The 15,554-nt window shown below is 57.8% G+C and carries 9 protein-coding genes; 4 read left to right on the forward strand and 5 right to left on the reverse strand.

All coding sequences use genetic code 11. The features are described from left to right. Window positions 1-53: 53 nt before the first annotated feature. Both AC5S26_RS02410 and AC5S26_RS02415 read right to left on the reverse strand, forming a co-directional pair. Window positions 54-1,412 (reverse strand): aminotransferase family protein, encoded by a 1,359-nt coding sequence (locus tag AC5S26_RS02410; RefSeq protein WP_494183253.1) that lies wholly within the window; start codon window positions 1,410-1,412, stop codon window positions 54-56. 60 nt (window positions 1,413-1,472) lie between these two features. After that, window positions 1,473-2,195, reverse strand: a complete 723-nt coding sequence (locus tag AC5S26_RS02415) for a GntR family transcriptional regulator (protein ID WP_494183254.1) — start codon at window positions 2,193-2,195, stop codon at window positions 1,473-1,475. Between the two features lie 235 nt (window positions 2,196-2,430). On the opposite strand from AC5S26_RS02415, the gene AC5S26_RS02420 reads away from it, so the two are divergent. The 4 genes from AC5S26_RS02420 (at window position 2,431) to AC5S26_RS02435 (ending at window position 9,775) form a co-directional block, all read left to right on the forward strand. Beyond that, window positions 2,431-5,781 carry a TonB-dependent receptor gene (locus AC5S26_RS02420; protein ID WP_494183255.1) on the forward strand — a complete coding sequence of 1,117 codons (3,351 nt, stop codon included), beginning with the start codon at window positions 2,431-2,433 and terminating at the stop codon, window positions 5,779-5,781. Window positions 5,782-5,876: 95 nt separating this feature from the next. After that, window positions 5,877-7,166: an acetylornithine deacetylase/succinyl-diaminopimelate desuccinylase family protein gene (locus AC5S26_RS02425; protein ID WP_494183256.1), complete on the forward strand. Its 1,290-nt coding sequence runs from the start codon at window positions 5,877-5,879 to the stop codon at window positions 7,164-7,166. Window positions 7,167-7,179: 13 nt separating this feature from the next. After that, complete coding sequence (locus AC5S26_RS02430) at window positions 7,180-8,628, forward strand: sodium:solute symporter family protein (RefSeq protein ID WP_494183257.1); 1,449 nt, start codon at window positions 7,180-7,182, stop codon at window positions 8,626-8,628. 46 nt (window positions 8,629-8,674) lie between these two features. Next, a complete protein-coding gene (locus AC5S26_RS02435; RefSeq protein ID WP_494183258.1) occupies window positions 8,675-9,775 on the forward strand; it encodes a P1 family peptidase in 1,101 nt (366 codons plus the stop codon). 71 nt (window positions 9,776-9,846) lie between these two features. Here the strand turns inward: AC5S26_RS02435 and AC5S26_RS02440 are convergent, their stop codons facing one another. Genes AC5S26_RS02440 through AC5S26_RS02450 form a run of 3 tightly spaced genes read right to left on the reverse strand, consistent with a single transcriptional unit; the run spans window position 9,847 to window position 15,544 of the window. Next, the gene (locus AC5S26_RS02440) at window positions 9,847-12,966 is read right to left on the reverse strand and encodes an efflux RND transporter permease subunit (protein ID WP_494183259.1); all 3,120 of its coding nucleotides are present in this window, start codon (window positions 12,964-12,966) and stop codon (window positions 9,847-9,849) included. A gap of 2 nt (window positions 12,967-12,968) precedes the next feature. Beyond that, window positions 12,969-14,144: an efflux RND transporter periplasmic adaptor subunit gene (locus AC5S26_RS02445; RefSeq protein ID WP_494183260.1), complete on the reverse strand. Its 1,176-nt coding sequence runs from the start codon at window positions 14,142-14,144 to the stop codon at window positions 12,969-12,971. Beyond that, complete coding sequence (locus tag AC5S26_RS02450) at window positions 14,141-15,544, reverse strand: TolC family protein (protein WP_494183261.1); 1,404 nt, start codon at window positions 15,542-15,544, stop codon at window positions 14,141-14,143. The genes AC5S26_RS02445 and AC5S26_RS02450 overlap by 4 nt, the downstream gene beginning before the upstream one ends. Window positions 15,545-15,554 lie beyond the last annotated feature (10 nt).

Consider the following 15,554-nt stretch of genomic DNA (forward strand, 5'->3'; position numbering starts at 1 on the left):
GCTAAAACAGGATAATCTGCGCCGAATGGAGCAGGCATTCGGCGCAGAACCATTTATGCAACGGTTTGCTGGTCGAGGAGGCCGTCCGCCATGGAGAGTGCGTTGTCTAGCGCGGTGACCGCTTTATCAATGTCTTCCTTTTCAACGATCAGCGGTGGTGCAAGGACGAAGTGGCTCATCCATGCCTGCATCACGACGCCTTCACCGAGCATCTTTGCGGCAATCTGCTCGACGACGATGGGCTTGCCGTCGAGTTTTTCCTGCCAGGTGTTGAATGGCGTCTTCAACTTCTGATCCTTGACCAGTTCTACCGCCCAGAAGAGGCCTATGCCGCGCACGTCACCGATGGACGGGTGCTTCGGCTTGAGGGCATTGAGTTTTTCGCCGAGATAAGCACCGATCTCGTTGGCGCGATCGACGAGGTTGAGACGTCGCATCTCCCCGATCGTAGCGACGGCAGGACCGAGGGTCATGGGGTGAGCCTCGTAGGTGTGGCCGTGGGCGAAGTAGTTGTCGTCGAAGAAATCGGCGATCTTCTGCGTGGTGGCGCAGAGGCCGAGCGGAACATAAGCGGCGGTGATGCCCTTGGCGGTGGTGAGGATGTCGGGCTTGATGTCCCAGTTGTCGATGGCGAACCACTTGCCCGTGCGGCCCCATCCGCTCATGACCTCGTCGGCGATGAGAAGGACGTTGTGCTTATCGCAGACCTCGCGGAGCTTCTTGAAGTAGCCTTTGGGCGGAATAAGGACACCGTTGGTTCCAACAACGGGCTCGACGATGACCGCGGCGACATCGCTTTCGTTCTCGATCATGTAGTCGAGGTAGTCGGCGCAGGCGATACCGCACTCAGGATAGGAGTGCTTGAGCGGGCATTTATAGCAGTTGACTTCGGGCGAGAAGAGGATGCCCTGGCCTTTGCCGCGGGGCTCTACGGGCCAGCGACGCGGATCGCCGGTGGCTGCAACCGACATGGAGGTCGATCCGTGATAGCTGCGATAGCGCGAGATGATCTTGGTCTTGCCGGTGTACATGCGCGCGATCTTGAAGGCTGCTTCATTCGCGTCGGTTCCGGAGGTGGTGAAGAAGAACTTGGTAAGGCCCTCGGGCAGAACCTCGAGGAGGAGCTTCGACAACTCGGCGCGCGCAGTGGTGGCGTAGAAGGGTGCGGCGTAGGCGAGGGTTTCGGCCTGCTGCTTGATGGATTCGATCACGGCCCTGTTGTTGTGGCCGAGGTTCGAGCACATGAGCTGCGAGGAGAAGTCGAGGAAGCGCTTGCCGTTGCCGTCGGTGAAATAGCAACCGTCGGCGGAGACGAGGTGGTTCGGGTTCCAGAACTTCTGCTTGCGCCAGGTGCCGTAGTTGTGGTCCCGGGTAAGCTGAATGACTTCCTGCGAGGTGAGCTGTTCTGACATGGAGACTCCGAGATGGTGCAGTGTAGATGCCGGCCTTCTTCGCTGGCTCGGCCGTTGAATTTATATACGGCGGGCGCGGGATCGGGTGTTGGGAATGGTACCGTCGAGCGAGCTGTTGGCGTCAAAGACAGCTTCGCCGAAACGGATGGCGCTCATCAGAAGGCTGGCGCTACGGTCCATGGCCATGCGGATGTGCTCGCTGGCCCGACAGCGCGCATCGTTAGAGTTGCGGTCTCGAATGGCATCGACAATGCGAATGTGCTCGGCGACCAGCGCGGGACCATACGAATCGAAGGGGAGGCCGAGATAGAAGAAGCGCATCAGCCGGATGTGAATGTTGCTGACGAGCTCAAAGAGCCGCTTGTTGCGTGTGGACTGTGCGATGACTGTGTGGAGTTGATAGTTCTTCTGGATAAATTCGCGATAGCTGGAACGATCGCCGGGACGGTATTCATAGGTCGCGAGGCTTTTCATCTCCTCCAGCTCTTCTTCATTCGCCCGGTCGGCGGCAAGCGCCGCGGCTTCGGGTTCAAAGATAAGCTGCATCTCTTCAAGGTCGTGAAATTCGGCCACTGAAAGCGGCGCGATCATATAGCCGCGAAAGGGGATGATGCGGATGAGACCTTCATGCTCGAGACGCCGGCAGGCTTCGCGTACCGGGGTGCGACTAGCGCTGTAGAGGCGGCCAAATTCTGCTTCGGAAAAAGCGCGTCCGGGGGTGAGCTCACACTCTACGATGTCCTGACGGAGCTTACGATAGAGAGGTTCAACTATGCTTTCCATTGAGACTCCACGAAGAAAGCTGATTGCGTGCGCCGATCAGCTCAGTAAGGATAAATGGGGCCGATCCCAACGAACTTTTGATTTTTCACGATCAGTATACAGTCTGTTGACAGACCGTCTGCCGACGTATAAGGTCTCCCCAATCCCGTCGTATGAGCACCATGCTGTTCACGTACCCCAATCGGGGTGCTCGAGCTACACCTCTTTGTATCTAGGATTTACCGGGAGGTTGGTTATGCGTGAGGCATTTGCGGTTCGTTTCCCAAAACTTTCTTTCACGGCGCTGGGTCGTCTCCTTCCGGCTGTTTTCTTTGCGGCGATGCTGTGTGGATCCCCTTGCCTTTGGGCACAGGCGACCGGGCAGGTAAACGGAGTGGTCTCCGATCCTTCCAATCAGGTTGTTGCGGGCGTGAAGATTGAGCTGACGAATGTCGCGACGGCTGGGGTACGTACTGCCAAAACCGGACAGGATGGAGTGTACGCGTTTCCGCTGGTCAATCCGGGAGTGTACCGGGTGAAGGTGACCGCCACAGGCTTCAAGACGATGGTTGTGGAGAAGGTTGAGGTGATGGTGAATGGCACCACCCGCGTCGACGTTCACCTTGCAATCGGCGGTGTCGTGGAAGAGGTTACGGTAACCAGCTCATCACCGCTGGTGGAGACGGGAAATGCGACGCTGGGAACTGTCGTGGATCACCAGGCTGTCGTGGATCTTCCTCTTAACGGACGGAATTTTGCGCAGCTGGGCACACTCATTCCAGGAGTGATCGCGGCTCCCGCCACGCTGGGCGGGGCAAGCGGCAATGCGACGCCGGGAGGATTCGGCAATACGACGGGCAGCTTCAACGTAAATGGCATGCGCAACCAGTCGAACAACTTTTTGCTGGACGGCGCACCGAACAATGACTCATTCAATAGCGGATTCGTAATGCGGCCTCCGCCGGACGCGATTGAGGAGTTCAAGATCATGACGCACTCCTACGACGCGCAGTATGGAAGGAGTGCGGGATCGGTAGTCAACGTCGTGACGCGGTCGGGAACGAACACATGGCACGGGAGCGTGTGGGAGTTCAACCGCGAGGCGGCGCTGGCGGCGAAGAATTACTTCGCCAAGACGAAGCCGAACTACCAGCAGAACCAGTTCGGCGGCGCGGCGGGTGGGAAGATCATTCCCGACCGCTTGTTCGTCTTCGGCTTCTATGAAGGCTTCCGCCTGAAGGATGCGACCAGCAATGTGCTGAACCAGAGAGTTCTAACTGCGGCGGAGCGCAATGGTGATTTTTCGGCATCGGGAATCACGATCCGAGATCCATTGAATAACAACCAGCCCTTCAATTACGGCGGAACTCTGAACAGAATTGACCCTGCACGTATCAGTGCGGTAAGCCAATATCTGCTGAATACCTATATTCCCCTGCCGAACGCGCCGGGTGGGTTTTATACAGCCTCGCCTCCAAATATTGACAACCGCGATATGTGGGGGATTCGAGGCGATCTCAAGCTGGGCGCCCACTCGATTCTCGGCAGGTACATGCGATCGCATCAGAATCTTTTCGGCCCGATTACACCGTCGAACTTTGCTCCCGCGGGCAATCGCCAGATTATGACGCTGCAGGATGCAATGGGTTCGGACACATGGGTAATCAACTCGCAGATGATCAACGTTGCACGCTATGCGCGACAGTGGATCGACGGCGCACCGAACGCAACCAGCGGACTCGATCTGTCTTCGGCCGGCTATCAGTTCACTTCGACGAACTCGCAGGCTGCGGGCCTTCCCAACGTAACACTGACCGGATACTTTACGCAGGGCGACGCGCAACAGCCGTTTGCTTCCCGCAGCAACAGTGTGGACACGATCTCCGACGACTTTACCTGGACGAAGGGGAAGCACACGCTGCAGTTCGGCGGCGAAGTACGACGCGATGGGATTGGCCTTCTGTATATCAATCGCCCGAACGGCGCATTTACCTTCGCGGACGGTACGAATTCGAAGACCGGATCGGCGCTGGCGGACTTCTTCTTGGGCCTGCCTCAGATCTTCCAACAGGGGTCAGGCGACCCCGCGATGAATGGAAAGTCCTGGACCTACTCCGGCTATGCGCAGGACCAGTTCCGCATCAATTCGAAGCTGACGATCGTGGTTGGCGGCCGGTATGAAGTGAACCAGCCCTACACCGAAGCGAAGGGACATCTTGCGGCGCTGCATCCCGGTCAACAATCGACGATACAGCCGAATGCGCCTGTAGGCCTTGTCTATCCAGGGGACAAAGATACGCCGGGTGCAACGTACTTCACCGATACCAATAACGTCTCTCCGCGGCTTGCGGCGATCTTCGATCCCGCGGGAGATGGCAAGACGGTGTTTCGTGCAGCTTATGGGATTTACTTCGATACGGTGCCCGGGCAGGGCGACTTCTTTCAGAACGGAACCCTGGCACCGCCATTTCAGCCGCTGCAGGAGATCGATTTCTATCAGCGGCCCAACAATGCGGCTACGGCGGCGTGGTTTTCCAATCCATATGCAGGCGTGCCAGTGGGCGGCGCGGGTTTTCCTCCCGGCCTGACCTTCATCGGATGGAGTCTTCCACATTCATACAAGGCGGCGAACGTTCAGCATTACAACCTCGGGATCGAACATCAGTTCACCGCGAACATGGGTTTTGAGTTGGGCTATGTGGGAACACAGGGTAAGCAGCTGCCCATCTTTATCGAAGTAAATCCGACGAACGTGGTTGCGGCGCCGACCAGCTCTCCGAATGCTTATGCCTCGGGGAGCCGCGCTGTATTTTCTTCGTTCGCTTTGACGCGCCCGACGTTTTCGGCGGGGAAGAGCTGGTATGACTCCCTGCAGGCGCGGATGACGCTGCGAAGCTGGCATCGCACGACAGCAACCGCGGCGTATACGTGGAGCCGCGCCATCGACAGTCTTTCAGGGCTAAATCTTGGCGAACCGCGTCCGATTCTGGCTGCAACGATTGGGGACGATGCTTCGATCGACAGGGCGGTGGCAGCGGAACGAGGTAACGCTTTATTTGATACGCGCAACCGCTTTGTGCTGAGCTTCGGCTATGAGCTGCCACGGCTGCTGGATAAGCCCGCGGCCGCGCGGCTGCTGATCGGCGGATGGCAGGTGAATGGAATCTTCCAGGTGCAGTCGGGCAATCCGCTTACAGCCCTCAACTCCTCGACGACGGCGCAGTCACTTACCTTCCGCCCGAACATGACCTGCAATCCGAACAATCTGGCGAATCGTAACGTGGGGACGAGCTCTTTGTTCTTCAATGTGTCCTGCTTCTCGCTGCCGATGATTGGATCGAAGGTTGATAACAGCCGGTCGGGCAACGAGACGCGCGGCGCGATTGTGGGACCAGGGTTTAACACGACAGATATGTCGTTGTTCAAGATCTTCCAGGTCACGGAGAATCAGCACGCGGACTTCCGGTTTGAGGTGTTCAACGTCTTCAACGAGGCACACTTTGCTCAGCCGGGATCGACGTTTGGCAGCGCCACCTTCGGGCGCATTACTTCAACGGTCGGTAACGACTCCCGTGTGGTGCAACTGGCGTTCAAGTATGGCTTCTAGTCCTGGTTGTCCGGGACCTGCATTTCCTGTCCCGGACCGCCTTCAACACGACAACCTCGGGCTTTAGCCCGGAGCACTTCTCGCCGAGGTATGGAATGGCTGCAACGGAATTATCGACAAAGATTCACGATGCAATCTGTACCAACGTGGACCGGATTCAGGAAGAGATGATCTCGTTTCTTCAGGACCTGGTTCGCATCCCCACCGTGAATCCTCCGGGCGAAGTGTATAGAGAAGGAGCGGAGCTGATCGGAGATCAGCTGAAGCGATTCGGCTATGAGATCAGTTACATCGAGGCCGAAGGGATGAAGGAGCATACAGCGGCTTATCCGCGTGTGAATGTGTTTGGCCGGATGAAGGGCTCGACGCCTCGGCCTTCTCTGCACTTCAACGGGCACTTCGATGTGGTTCCGGTGGGAAGTGGATGGACGCGTGATCCATTTGCCGCAACAATCGAAGACGGGAAGATGTATGGCCGGGGCGTTTCGGATCAGAAAGCTGGAATTGCGGCGTCCATCTTTGCGATTGAAGCAGTGAGGCGAGCAGGGTTGAAGCTACGCGGCACCGTCGAGCAGAGCGGAAGCGTCGACGAGGAGAGTGGCGGATTTGCTGGCGTTGCCTACCTGGCGCGGCAGGGTTGGCTGGGCAAAGACAAGAACGACTACGTCATCATCACTGAGCCGACGGATACGAATCATATCTATCTCGGCCATCGCGGAGTGTACTGGTTCAAGGTGACAACACACGGCCGGATCGCACATGGAAGCATGCCGCACCTTGGGGTGAGCGCTATCGATCACCTGACCGAGTTTCTGCATGGCGTAAAACATGAGCTGAAACCGAAGCTGGCGACGCGGAAGACGGCGGTTCCTGTAGAGCCGCCAAAGTCGCGCTATGCGAGCATCAATGTAAACGCGGTCTTTGGCGGGCAAACAGAGGAAGGAACGCAGACGCCATGCGTGGCGGATCGGTCCGGGGCCATCTTCGACCGGAGATTTTTGTCGGAAGAGTCCTTTGAGCAGGTGCGCGAAGAGATTGCGGAGATGCTGGAGAGCTACAAGTCAGCCAATCCAGAGTTCAAGTACACGTTGGAAGATCTGATGGTGGTGCATCCGGTACAGACGGACAAGAACTGCGACCTGGTGCAGACTCTGGCAGGATGCATTCAGCACGTGGCTGGAAAGGAAGCGGTGTTCTCAGCGAGCCCGGGCACCTATGATCAGAAGCATGTGGTGAGGATTGCCAACGTTGCCCAGTGCGTCGCGTATGGTCCGGGTTTGCTTGCTCAAGCGCATCTTCCGGATGAGTATTGCCGAATCGACGATATTGTGGCCTCCGCGAAAGTGATGGCGCTTACCGCGATACAGTTGTTGGGAGTTGAATGAAGGGCCGGGCAAAATGAACATCTATCTCATCGCATTGCTGCTCTACTCCATCTTTCTGATGGTGCTCGGCGTGGTGATGAGCCGCAGGGTGAAGAACTCCGCCGACTATCTGGTCGCAGGTCGCAGCCTTGGGACAACGCGTTTGTTCGCCACGTTTCTGGCTGCGAACATCGGCGCAGGCTCGACTGTAGGAGCGACGGGCCTTGGGTACAGGATGGGTATGTCGGCGTGGTGGTGGGTCGGGTCTGCCTGTATCGGCACGTTCCTGCTCTCGCAGTTTCTGGGTCCGAAGCTGTGGAGGATTGCGAAGGAGCATGGACTGGCGACGCTGCAGGATTACCTGGAGTTTCGTTACAGCAAGGCCGTGAAAGCAATCATCGCCGTGCTCTTCTGGTTTGGCGCACTGGCGATTCTGGCCGGACAGTTAATTGCGATCTCGTGGATATTAAATACAGTCGCAGGGATTCCCAAGTGGGAAGGATGCCTGATCGGCGGCGTGGTCGCGATTGTTTATTGCACAGCGGGCGGCTTGATGTCGTCGTCGTTTGTGAACATGTTCGAGCTGGCGGTGACGATGTCGGGCCTGCTGCTGGCAGTACCGTTTGCGCTGCATGCGCTGGGCGGCTGGTCGCATCTGCACGACATGGTGCTTGCGAATACAGGCAGTGCGACGAAGACAGCGGCATTATTCAGCATGACGGGGGCGGGACCGAAGCAGTTGCTGGCGTGGATCGCGATTCTCGTACCGTCCTTTATGATCTCGCCGGGACTGGTGCAAAAGGTTTACGGCGCACGCGATGTAAAGACGGTGCGATGGGGAGTGGGTCTGAACTCACTGGGGCAGGCGGTCTTCGCGTTCGTTCCGGGAGTACTGGGACTGTGTGCCTTTGCAGCGATGCCGCATCTGTTGAATCCGGAACTCGCTCTGCCGGCTGCGATGAAGACCTTGCTACCCAAATGGCTTGGGGTATGGACCCTGGCGTCGATCTTTTCCGCCGAGTTGAGTGCGACGGATGCCATTCTCTTCATGCTGTCGACTTCGCTCGCGGTCGATCTCTACAAGACGTTCCTCAATCCGGGAGTCTCGCAACAGAAGATGTTGTGGGTAAGCCGTATGGCTTCGATTGGGGCGGGGATTCTGGGAGTTTTGCTTGCAGTCGTTCTTCCTTCGATCATTGTTGCGGTCCAAATCTTCTATGCATTGATCGCTGTTGTACTGTTCGTTCCGGTGCTCGCGGGACTGTATTCAAAACGTGTTCTATCCGCCGCAGCTTTGAGCAGTATCTTCGCTGCGCTGGCGGCAACACTGACCACGATACGCATGACGCACGGAGCGGGCATAGGCGTGTTTTCTCCACAAGCCATCGGGATTGCGACGGCGGCGCTTGTGATGATCGGGTTTCGCATCTTTGCTCCTTCGGCCCCGACTTCGAAGGGCTCGATGCAAGGAGCGGTGTTGTAGAAGTTTTGCTATGGCCTGGATGGCTATCTCTCTCTGAGGTTGGATAATGAAGCGTCGTGAATTTACCCGGAACCTGCTTGGACTTCCTTTGGCTGCCGCGCTACCGGTGGAAGCCGCACTCGCCGCTCCATTCGACAATCCAAAGGAACCGCTTTCTCTTCCGAAAGGGGGATCGATCACCGATGTTCCAGGTCTTAAAGTTGGGCATCACACTCTGAAAACACGGCCAACGGGATGCACCGTATTAATTTGCGAGAATGGCGCGACCGCCGGAGTGGATGTGCGTGGGTCGGCGCCAGGAACAAGGGAGACCGATCTGCTTTCTCCCACCAACTCGGTGCAGGAGGTGCAGGCGATCCTGCTTTCGGGTGGAAGCGCCTACGGCCTCGCCGCGGCGACCGGCGTTGTGCGATGGCTTGAAGAGCATAACCTCGGATACAAGATCGGCAAAGGCGTCGTGCCCATCGTGCCGGCGGCGATTCTGATGGACCTGGGAGTCGGCGATTTCAAGATCCGGCCCGGCGACGAGGAAGGCTACAAGGCCTGCGTCGCTGCGACGACCGGGCCGGTTGCAGAAGGCAATGTGGGTGCGGGAGCGGGCGCGACGATCGGAAAGATGTTCGGCCCGAAGTTCGCTATGAAGTCCGGCCTCGGGACGGCAAGCGTGAAGGTTGGCGACACAGGCATCGTGGTGGGTGCGCTGGTTGCGGTGAACGCCGTGGGAGATGTCATCAATCCGCACTCAGGGAAGATCGTTGCAGGAGCTCGGGCAGAAGACGGCAAGGGCTATCGCGACTCCATGGAAGCGGTCATGAAGGGCTATCGTGTAGTGATATCAAATGGAGCGAATACTACGATTGGTGTGGTCGCGACCAATGCGCCCTTTACGAAGACGCAGATGACCAAGATTGCGCAGATGGCGCACGATGGCTATGCGCGCGCCATTAATCCGGTCCACACGATGGGCGATGGTGACACGATCTTCGCGCTGTCCACCGGGACTGCGGACTTGAAGGCCGACGTCTCCGCGATTGGAGCGATCGCCGCGACTGTAATGTCGCGCGCGATTGTGCGGGCCGCCATGCAGGCTACGAGTCTTCCGGATCTGGGTTTCCCCGCTTATCGCGATTACGCAGGCAGGTTTTAGTTCTCCAACGGAAACCTGGGTTACCCTCCTCGACCGCAGCCTGGTTCATCGGCTGAAAAGCAACGGGACGATTATGCGTCCCGCTGTTTGCCTTCGAAGGTGGCGTAGACGACGGGAACGAGGATGAGTGTGAGCAGCGTGGAGCTGAGCAGTCCTCCGATGACGACGATGGCCAGTGGCCGTTGAATTTCGGATCCGGCTCCTCCAGCAAAGAGAAATGGAACCAGGCCGAGAGCTGCGACGGTTGCGGTCATCATCACGGGGCGGAACCGAAGACGAGCCCCCTCAAGGACGGCGTTTTCCTGCGACATGCCTTCACTGCGGAGCTTGCGGATGTACGAGACGAGCACGACTCCGTTGAGGACCGCAATTCCCCAGAGCGCAATAAAGCCCACCGATGCAGGAACGGAGAGATATTCACCGGAGATGAAGAGTCCCAACACGCCTCCGATGGAGGCGAGCGGAAGCACGGTAATGATGAGAGCGGCGAACCGGACGGATTGAAAGAGCACGAAGAGCAGGAAGAAGATTGCCGCAATGGTGATGGGGATGATGATCTCGAGATGATGCATGGCACGTTCCATGTTGTGGAACTGACCACCCCATTCGATGTAGTAACCGGGCGGAAGCTTAACCTGCTTATCGACCTTCTGCTGGAGCTCAGCCACAAAGCCACCTAGATCGCGGTCCTGCACATTGACGCCGACGACGATGCGCCGCTTGCCCATGCTGCGATTGATCAGCGCGGGGCCTTCCTTCACGCTTACCTTGGCCAGATTGTCGAGCGGAATCAGCGGACCATCGGGTGAGCTGATCTGCAACTCACGGATATCGGGAACGCTGTCACGGAGAGTCTGCGGCAAACGAACTACAGCTTCAAAGCGGCGCTCGCCCTCGTAGATCTCGGTGGCTGCCTTTCCGGCGATTGCGGTTTCGATAACGTCGTTGACATCGGCTGCGTTCAGTCCGAAGCGCGCGATCGCACGCCGGTCGATATCGATGTTGAGATATTGCTGACCTCCTACACGGTCGACGCGGGTGTCCTGCGTACCCTGGATGCCATTCGCGACACGGGCGATCTCCCGTGCCTTTGCAACCAGCACATCGAGATCGTCTCCGTAGAGCATGACAGCGACGTCGGCGCGAACGCCGGAGACCATTTCGTCGACGCGGTCGGAGATAGGCTGCGACATCACGAGATTGATTCCCGGAATCGATGCCAGTTTCTCTCGCATCTGATTGGCGATTTTCTCCTGAGTCATCCCTCGTGGGCGATCTTCGATGGGGGTTAGCGATGCGAGAACATCGGCTTCGTTCGGCCCGGCGGGATCGGCGGGCGATTCGCCGCGGCCGACACGGGAGACGACATTGTCCACTCCGGGAACCGTGCTCATCGTCTTCTGCATGGCCATCTCCATGCGAAGCGATTCTTCGAGCGAGATATTAGGGACTCGATCTGCGTTGGGTGAAAGCGTGCCTTCCGCCATCTCCGGAATAAATGCGGTCCCGAGAAACGGGAAGAGGCACAGCGCGAAGATGAACAACGCGATGACAGAGAGGACCGAGACTTTGCGGTGCGCCAGCGCCCATTGAAGCATAGCATTGTAGGGTCGCCGCAGGATCCGCACCAGCCATGTGTCATCCTCTGAACCTCCCCGAAGCATGTAGGAGCAGAGAACGGGAGACAGCGTGAGCGAGAGAAGAAGAGAGATGGCGAGGGCGATTGCTATGGTGTAGGCGAGGGGAGCGAACATCTTGCCTTCCATGCCTTCGAGCGTCATCAATGGAAGAAAGACCAGGATGATGATCGTCACTCCAAACAGGACTGGGGTTGCGACCTCCCCGACCGCATCGAGCACGATGTGCATCTTGCCCTGGACGGATTTGATCTCGTGTCCGTGATGACGAGCGTGGCTGAGCTTGGCAAAGACGTTTTCAACGACGACAACGGACCCGTCGACCATCAAACCGATTGCGATAGCAAGTCCACCCAGCGACATGAGATTTGCAGAAAGGCCAATCTTGTTCATCACCAGGAAGGTCAGCAGAGGCGTGACGAGAAGGGTTGAGCTGACGATCAGGCTGGATCGAATGTCACCCAGAAAGAGTACGAGCACGATGACGACAAAGACAATGCCCTCGCCAAGTACCTCGGTAACGGTACGAATAGCGGCATCTACAAGCTGCGAACGATCGTAATAAGGCTTGATTTGAAGCCCGCCAGGGATCATATGTTTTGAATTGATCTCTGCGACACGCGCCTTCACACGGCTGACAATCTCCTTGGCGTTGCCCCCGGACATCATGAGGACGACTCCGCCGACGGACTCGGTGTAGCCGTTTTTAATCATCGCGCCATAGCGCACTGCTGTGCCAAAACGGACCTCTGCCACATCGCGAATGTAGATGGGAGTCGCGCCGGACTCTTTGAGCACGATGCCGCGGATATCATCGAGATCACGGATAAGGCCCAGGGCACGGATTAGATATTGTTCGGCATGTTGAGGAAGAATTCCTCCGCCGGCGTTCGCGTTATTGTGTGCGAGCGCGTTGCGGACGTCCTGAATGGTGAGGTTGTAGTAGCGAAGCTTTTGCGGATCGACAAGGGTCTCGTACTGCTTGACATAGCCGCCGGTGGAATTGATCTCGGCGACGCCGGGAATGGAACGAAGCAGCGGCCGAACGACCCAGTCCTGTACCGTACGGCGCTCGATCAGCTCGTCTTTGGTCAGCGGCCGCTTTCTGTCGTCCGGGCGCTCGAGAGTGTACTGATACACTTCGCCGAGCGCGTTTGTGATGGGACCCAACACGGGTGTAACGCCCTCGGGCATGCGATCGCGGAGTTCGCTGAGCCGCTCGGAGACCATCTGGCGCTCAAGATAGAGACTGCGCCCGTCTTCAAAGACCAGCGTAATGAGCGAAAGCCCAGGCTTGTTCAACGAACGCATGTCGGTCATGCCGGGGAGGCCGGTCATCGCGATCTCGACCGGAATGGTGATGAAACGCTCAACCTCTTCGGGGGACTTCCCTGGAGCCTCGGTGGCGATCTGGACCTGGATATTCGTGACGTCGGGAAAGGCGTCGACGGAGAGCTGCTGCGCAGCGTTGACCCCGAAGCCCACCAGGGCGAGCGCGATGACGACGAGAATGAGGCGATGCTTCAGCGCACCGTGAACGATGGACTGCAGCATTGCTACTGGCCTCCCTTGATGGCGTTCTGCTTGCGTTGATTATTGAGATGGAAGGCACCATCGAGCACGATCTTTTCCCCTGCGCTCACTCCGCTTTCGAGCACGCGGTTGTCGTCGCTCTCCATACCGATGGATACCTCACGAAGCATGAACTTCGCGGGTTCGATCTGGATAAAGACATAATCCTTGTTTTCTTCGCGAACAATAGCAGTTGAAGGAATCGTGACTTTGCGCTCCGTGGCATCGAGAAAGGTCAGCCCGGCAAGCATGGCGGGCTTATAGATGCCATTGGGGTTTGGAAGGTCCATGCGCACCTGCACCGTGCGCGTTACGGGATCAACGATGGGGGAGACATAGGACAGTTTTCCCCGAAGATTCTGATCTGGCAGAGCAGGAATCTTTACGATGACCTCCATCCCTTTATGCAGGCGGCCGGAACTTTCTTCGGGGACATCGGCGATCACCCAGACATTGGAAAGGTCAGCGACCATAAACGCCATCTCGGCTGGCTGTACGATCTGGCCTATGGTGACTTTGCGCTCGAGCACGGTCCCGTTGATGGTGGAGAGAATGGGATAGTCAGCGTTGAGCTGTCTCGTAGTCTCGAGTTTGCGAATGGCCGCGTCGGACATGCCGAGCCCCCCCAGCTGAGTGCGAAAGGCGGCTTTCTCAGTGGACGCTTGAAGCAGTTCCGCACGACGGCGCTCAAGCTCGGCGCGGCCCATCACGTCGGCTTTCACGAGCTGCTCCGCGCGGCGAGTGGCCTGTTCGGCCAGATTTTCCTGTGAGTAGGCCTTGACGAAAGAAAACTGCGTGTCAGAGAGATCCGTGCTGTGCAAAGTGGCAAGAGCTGAGCCCTGGCGGACATACTGTCCTTCAAGAACAAGCAGCTTGATGATGCGGCCGGACACCGGCGATCCAATGCGAGCGATTCGGCTGGCGTCGGTGTCGATGCGCGCGGCGACCTGCAAAGAGCCAGCTACATCCTGCATCATTGGCTCGCCGATCTTCAGCTGCTTTGCAAGTTCCGGGGTTACCGAGATAACGCTCGGATCCTGTTCGGCTTTCACCTCGGCAGCAGGCGCTTTCTTCTTGCAGCCGCCGGCAAGGAGCAGAAGGAGAACAATGGATGCCAGCGCGCAGCTGGCGACGGAGCTCGTACGCGTTACGGTCTTCAATGCTTTTCTCCAGAGGCGACGACGCCAAGTTCTTCAAGATCGACGAGAGCGGCCTGACGCGCAAACTGCGCATCGATAAAGTCACCTCGAACGCTCTGCAAAACACGCTGTGCATCGAGCACTTCGACGATGCCGCGCTCGCCGAAACGATAGGCAGCCATGGCTGCATCCACGGCGCTCTCAGCCTCATGCAGCGAGCCGGCCTGCAGTGAATTGACCTGCTGGTCGGCGAGTTGGTAGCTCTCATACGCTCTCTCGAGTGCTGCAGTCAATTCGAGCTGCCGCTGATTGCGAATCGCGGAAGATTGACGGATCGCAGCCTGCGAGTCGGCAATCTGGCCGCGACGCCGGTCCCAAAGAGGGAGAGGCACGTTCACTCCCATACGCCAGAACGTCAAATCGGGCTGCTTTTCCCATTCCCCATAAAAGGTGGGCGATGGAACTCGCAGAGCGCGCTGATGGTCGAGTTCAACCGTGGCCTGTTCCATCGCTGTATTTGCCTCAGCGATAACAGGATGGTTTCTAAGCACCAGAGCACGAAGTTCGTTCAGGGGTCCGAGACGCACAGGCGTTTCGAGCTCTCCCCTTGGGTCGAAAGGCACGTCAGGCGGAGCGGCGATCGAGGCTCGAAGCAATGCGATCGCATTTACAAGATTGATCTGTGCGCTTCGTACAGCAAAGTTCGCCCGTGCCAGTTCGGCTTCGGCGCGGGTCAACTCAAGGCGTCCCTTTTCGCCAACTCTGACCTCAACTTCGACGCGGTTCCTGAGATCCTGCACCAGGGCAAGATTCGCTCGGGCCTGTTCAACCTCGTGCTTCCAGCGAAGAGCTTCATAAAAAGCGTGCTTTACATTGGCTGTAACGGAGAGCTGTTCGCTATCACGTTGATAGCCCTGACCCACCTGTCCAAGATCAGCGACCCGGCGTCGCAGGCCACGTTCACGAGGAATCTCGAATATCTGGGAACCCGCATAATGCTGCAGCAGACCGGGTACGCCGGGCGTTGCAATCGGTCTTGCGCTTTGCTTGCCTGCGAAGAATTCAGCCTGGGGATTCGTATAGGCGCGAGCGGTCAGAGTTGCGGCGGAAGCCCTGTCCAGCAGCGCATTGGCTGCTTGCAGTCTGGGGCTGCTCTGGTTCGCCATCTTCAGAGCTTGATCCAGCGTAAGAGGAACGGCGGAGGCTTGTTCGGCGGGCGTGGGCGGTGGAGCCTGAGAAGGCGCAGGAGTCTGTGGCAGAGAGTCGCTCGGCTGAGCCGGCTGTTGCGCGACTGCAGGGGGAAGGGATAGCAGCAGTAGAACGATCAAAAACCGTCGCAAAGACACATGGAGAGGAAAAGCAATCCTAAGGCCAAAGCGAACACCGGCAAATTGCCGGGATTCACGAGACGAGCGTCCCATTTGGTACAGT

This window comes from Edaphobacter sp. FHG110511_03, assembly GCF_059115365.1.

Coding starts and splice junctions, on each gene's coding strand:
- AC5S26_RS02440 (WP_494183259.1), bottom strand. CDS start 12,966: ATGCTGCAGTCCATCGTTCACGGTGCGCTGAAGCATCGCCTCATTCTC.
- AC5S26_RS02415 (WP_494183254.1), bottom strand. CDS start 2,195: ATGGAAAGCATAGTTGAACCTCTCTATCGTAAGCTCCGTCAGGACATC.
- AC5S26_RS02435 (WP_494183258.1), top strand. CDS start 8,675: ATGAAGCGTCGTGAATTTACCCGGAACCTGCTTGGACTTCCTTTGGCT.
- AC5S26_RS02425 (WP_494183256.1), top strand. CDS start 5,877: ATGGCTGCAACGGAATTATCGACAAAGATTCACGATGCAATCTGTACC.
- AC5S26_RS02410 (WP_494183253.1), bottom strand. CDS start 1,412: ATGTCAGAACAGCTCACCTCGCAGGAAGTCATTCAGCTTACCCGGGAC.
- AC5S26_RS02420 (WP_494183255.1), top strand. CDS start 2,431: ATGCGTGAGGCATTTGCGGTTCGTTTCCCAAAACTTTCTTTCACGGCG.
- AC5S26_RS02450 (WP_494183261.1), bottom strand. CDS start 15,544: ATGGGACGCTCGTCTCGTGAATCCCGGCAATTTGCCGGTGTTCGCTTT.
- AC5S26_RS02430 (WP_494183257.1), top strand. CDS start 7,180: ATGAACATCTATCTCATCGCATTGCTGCTCTACTCCATCTTTCTGATG.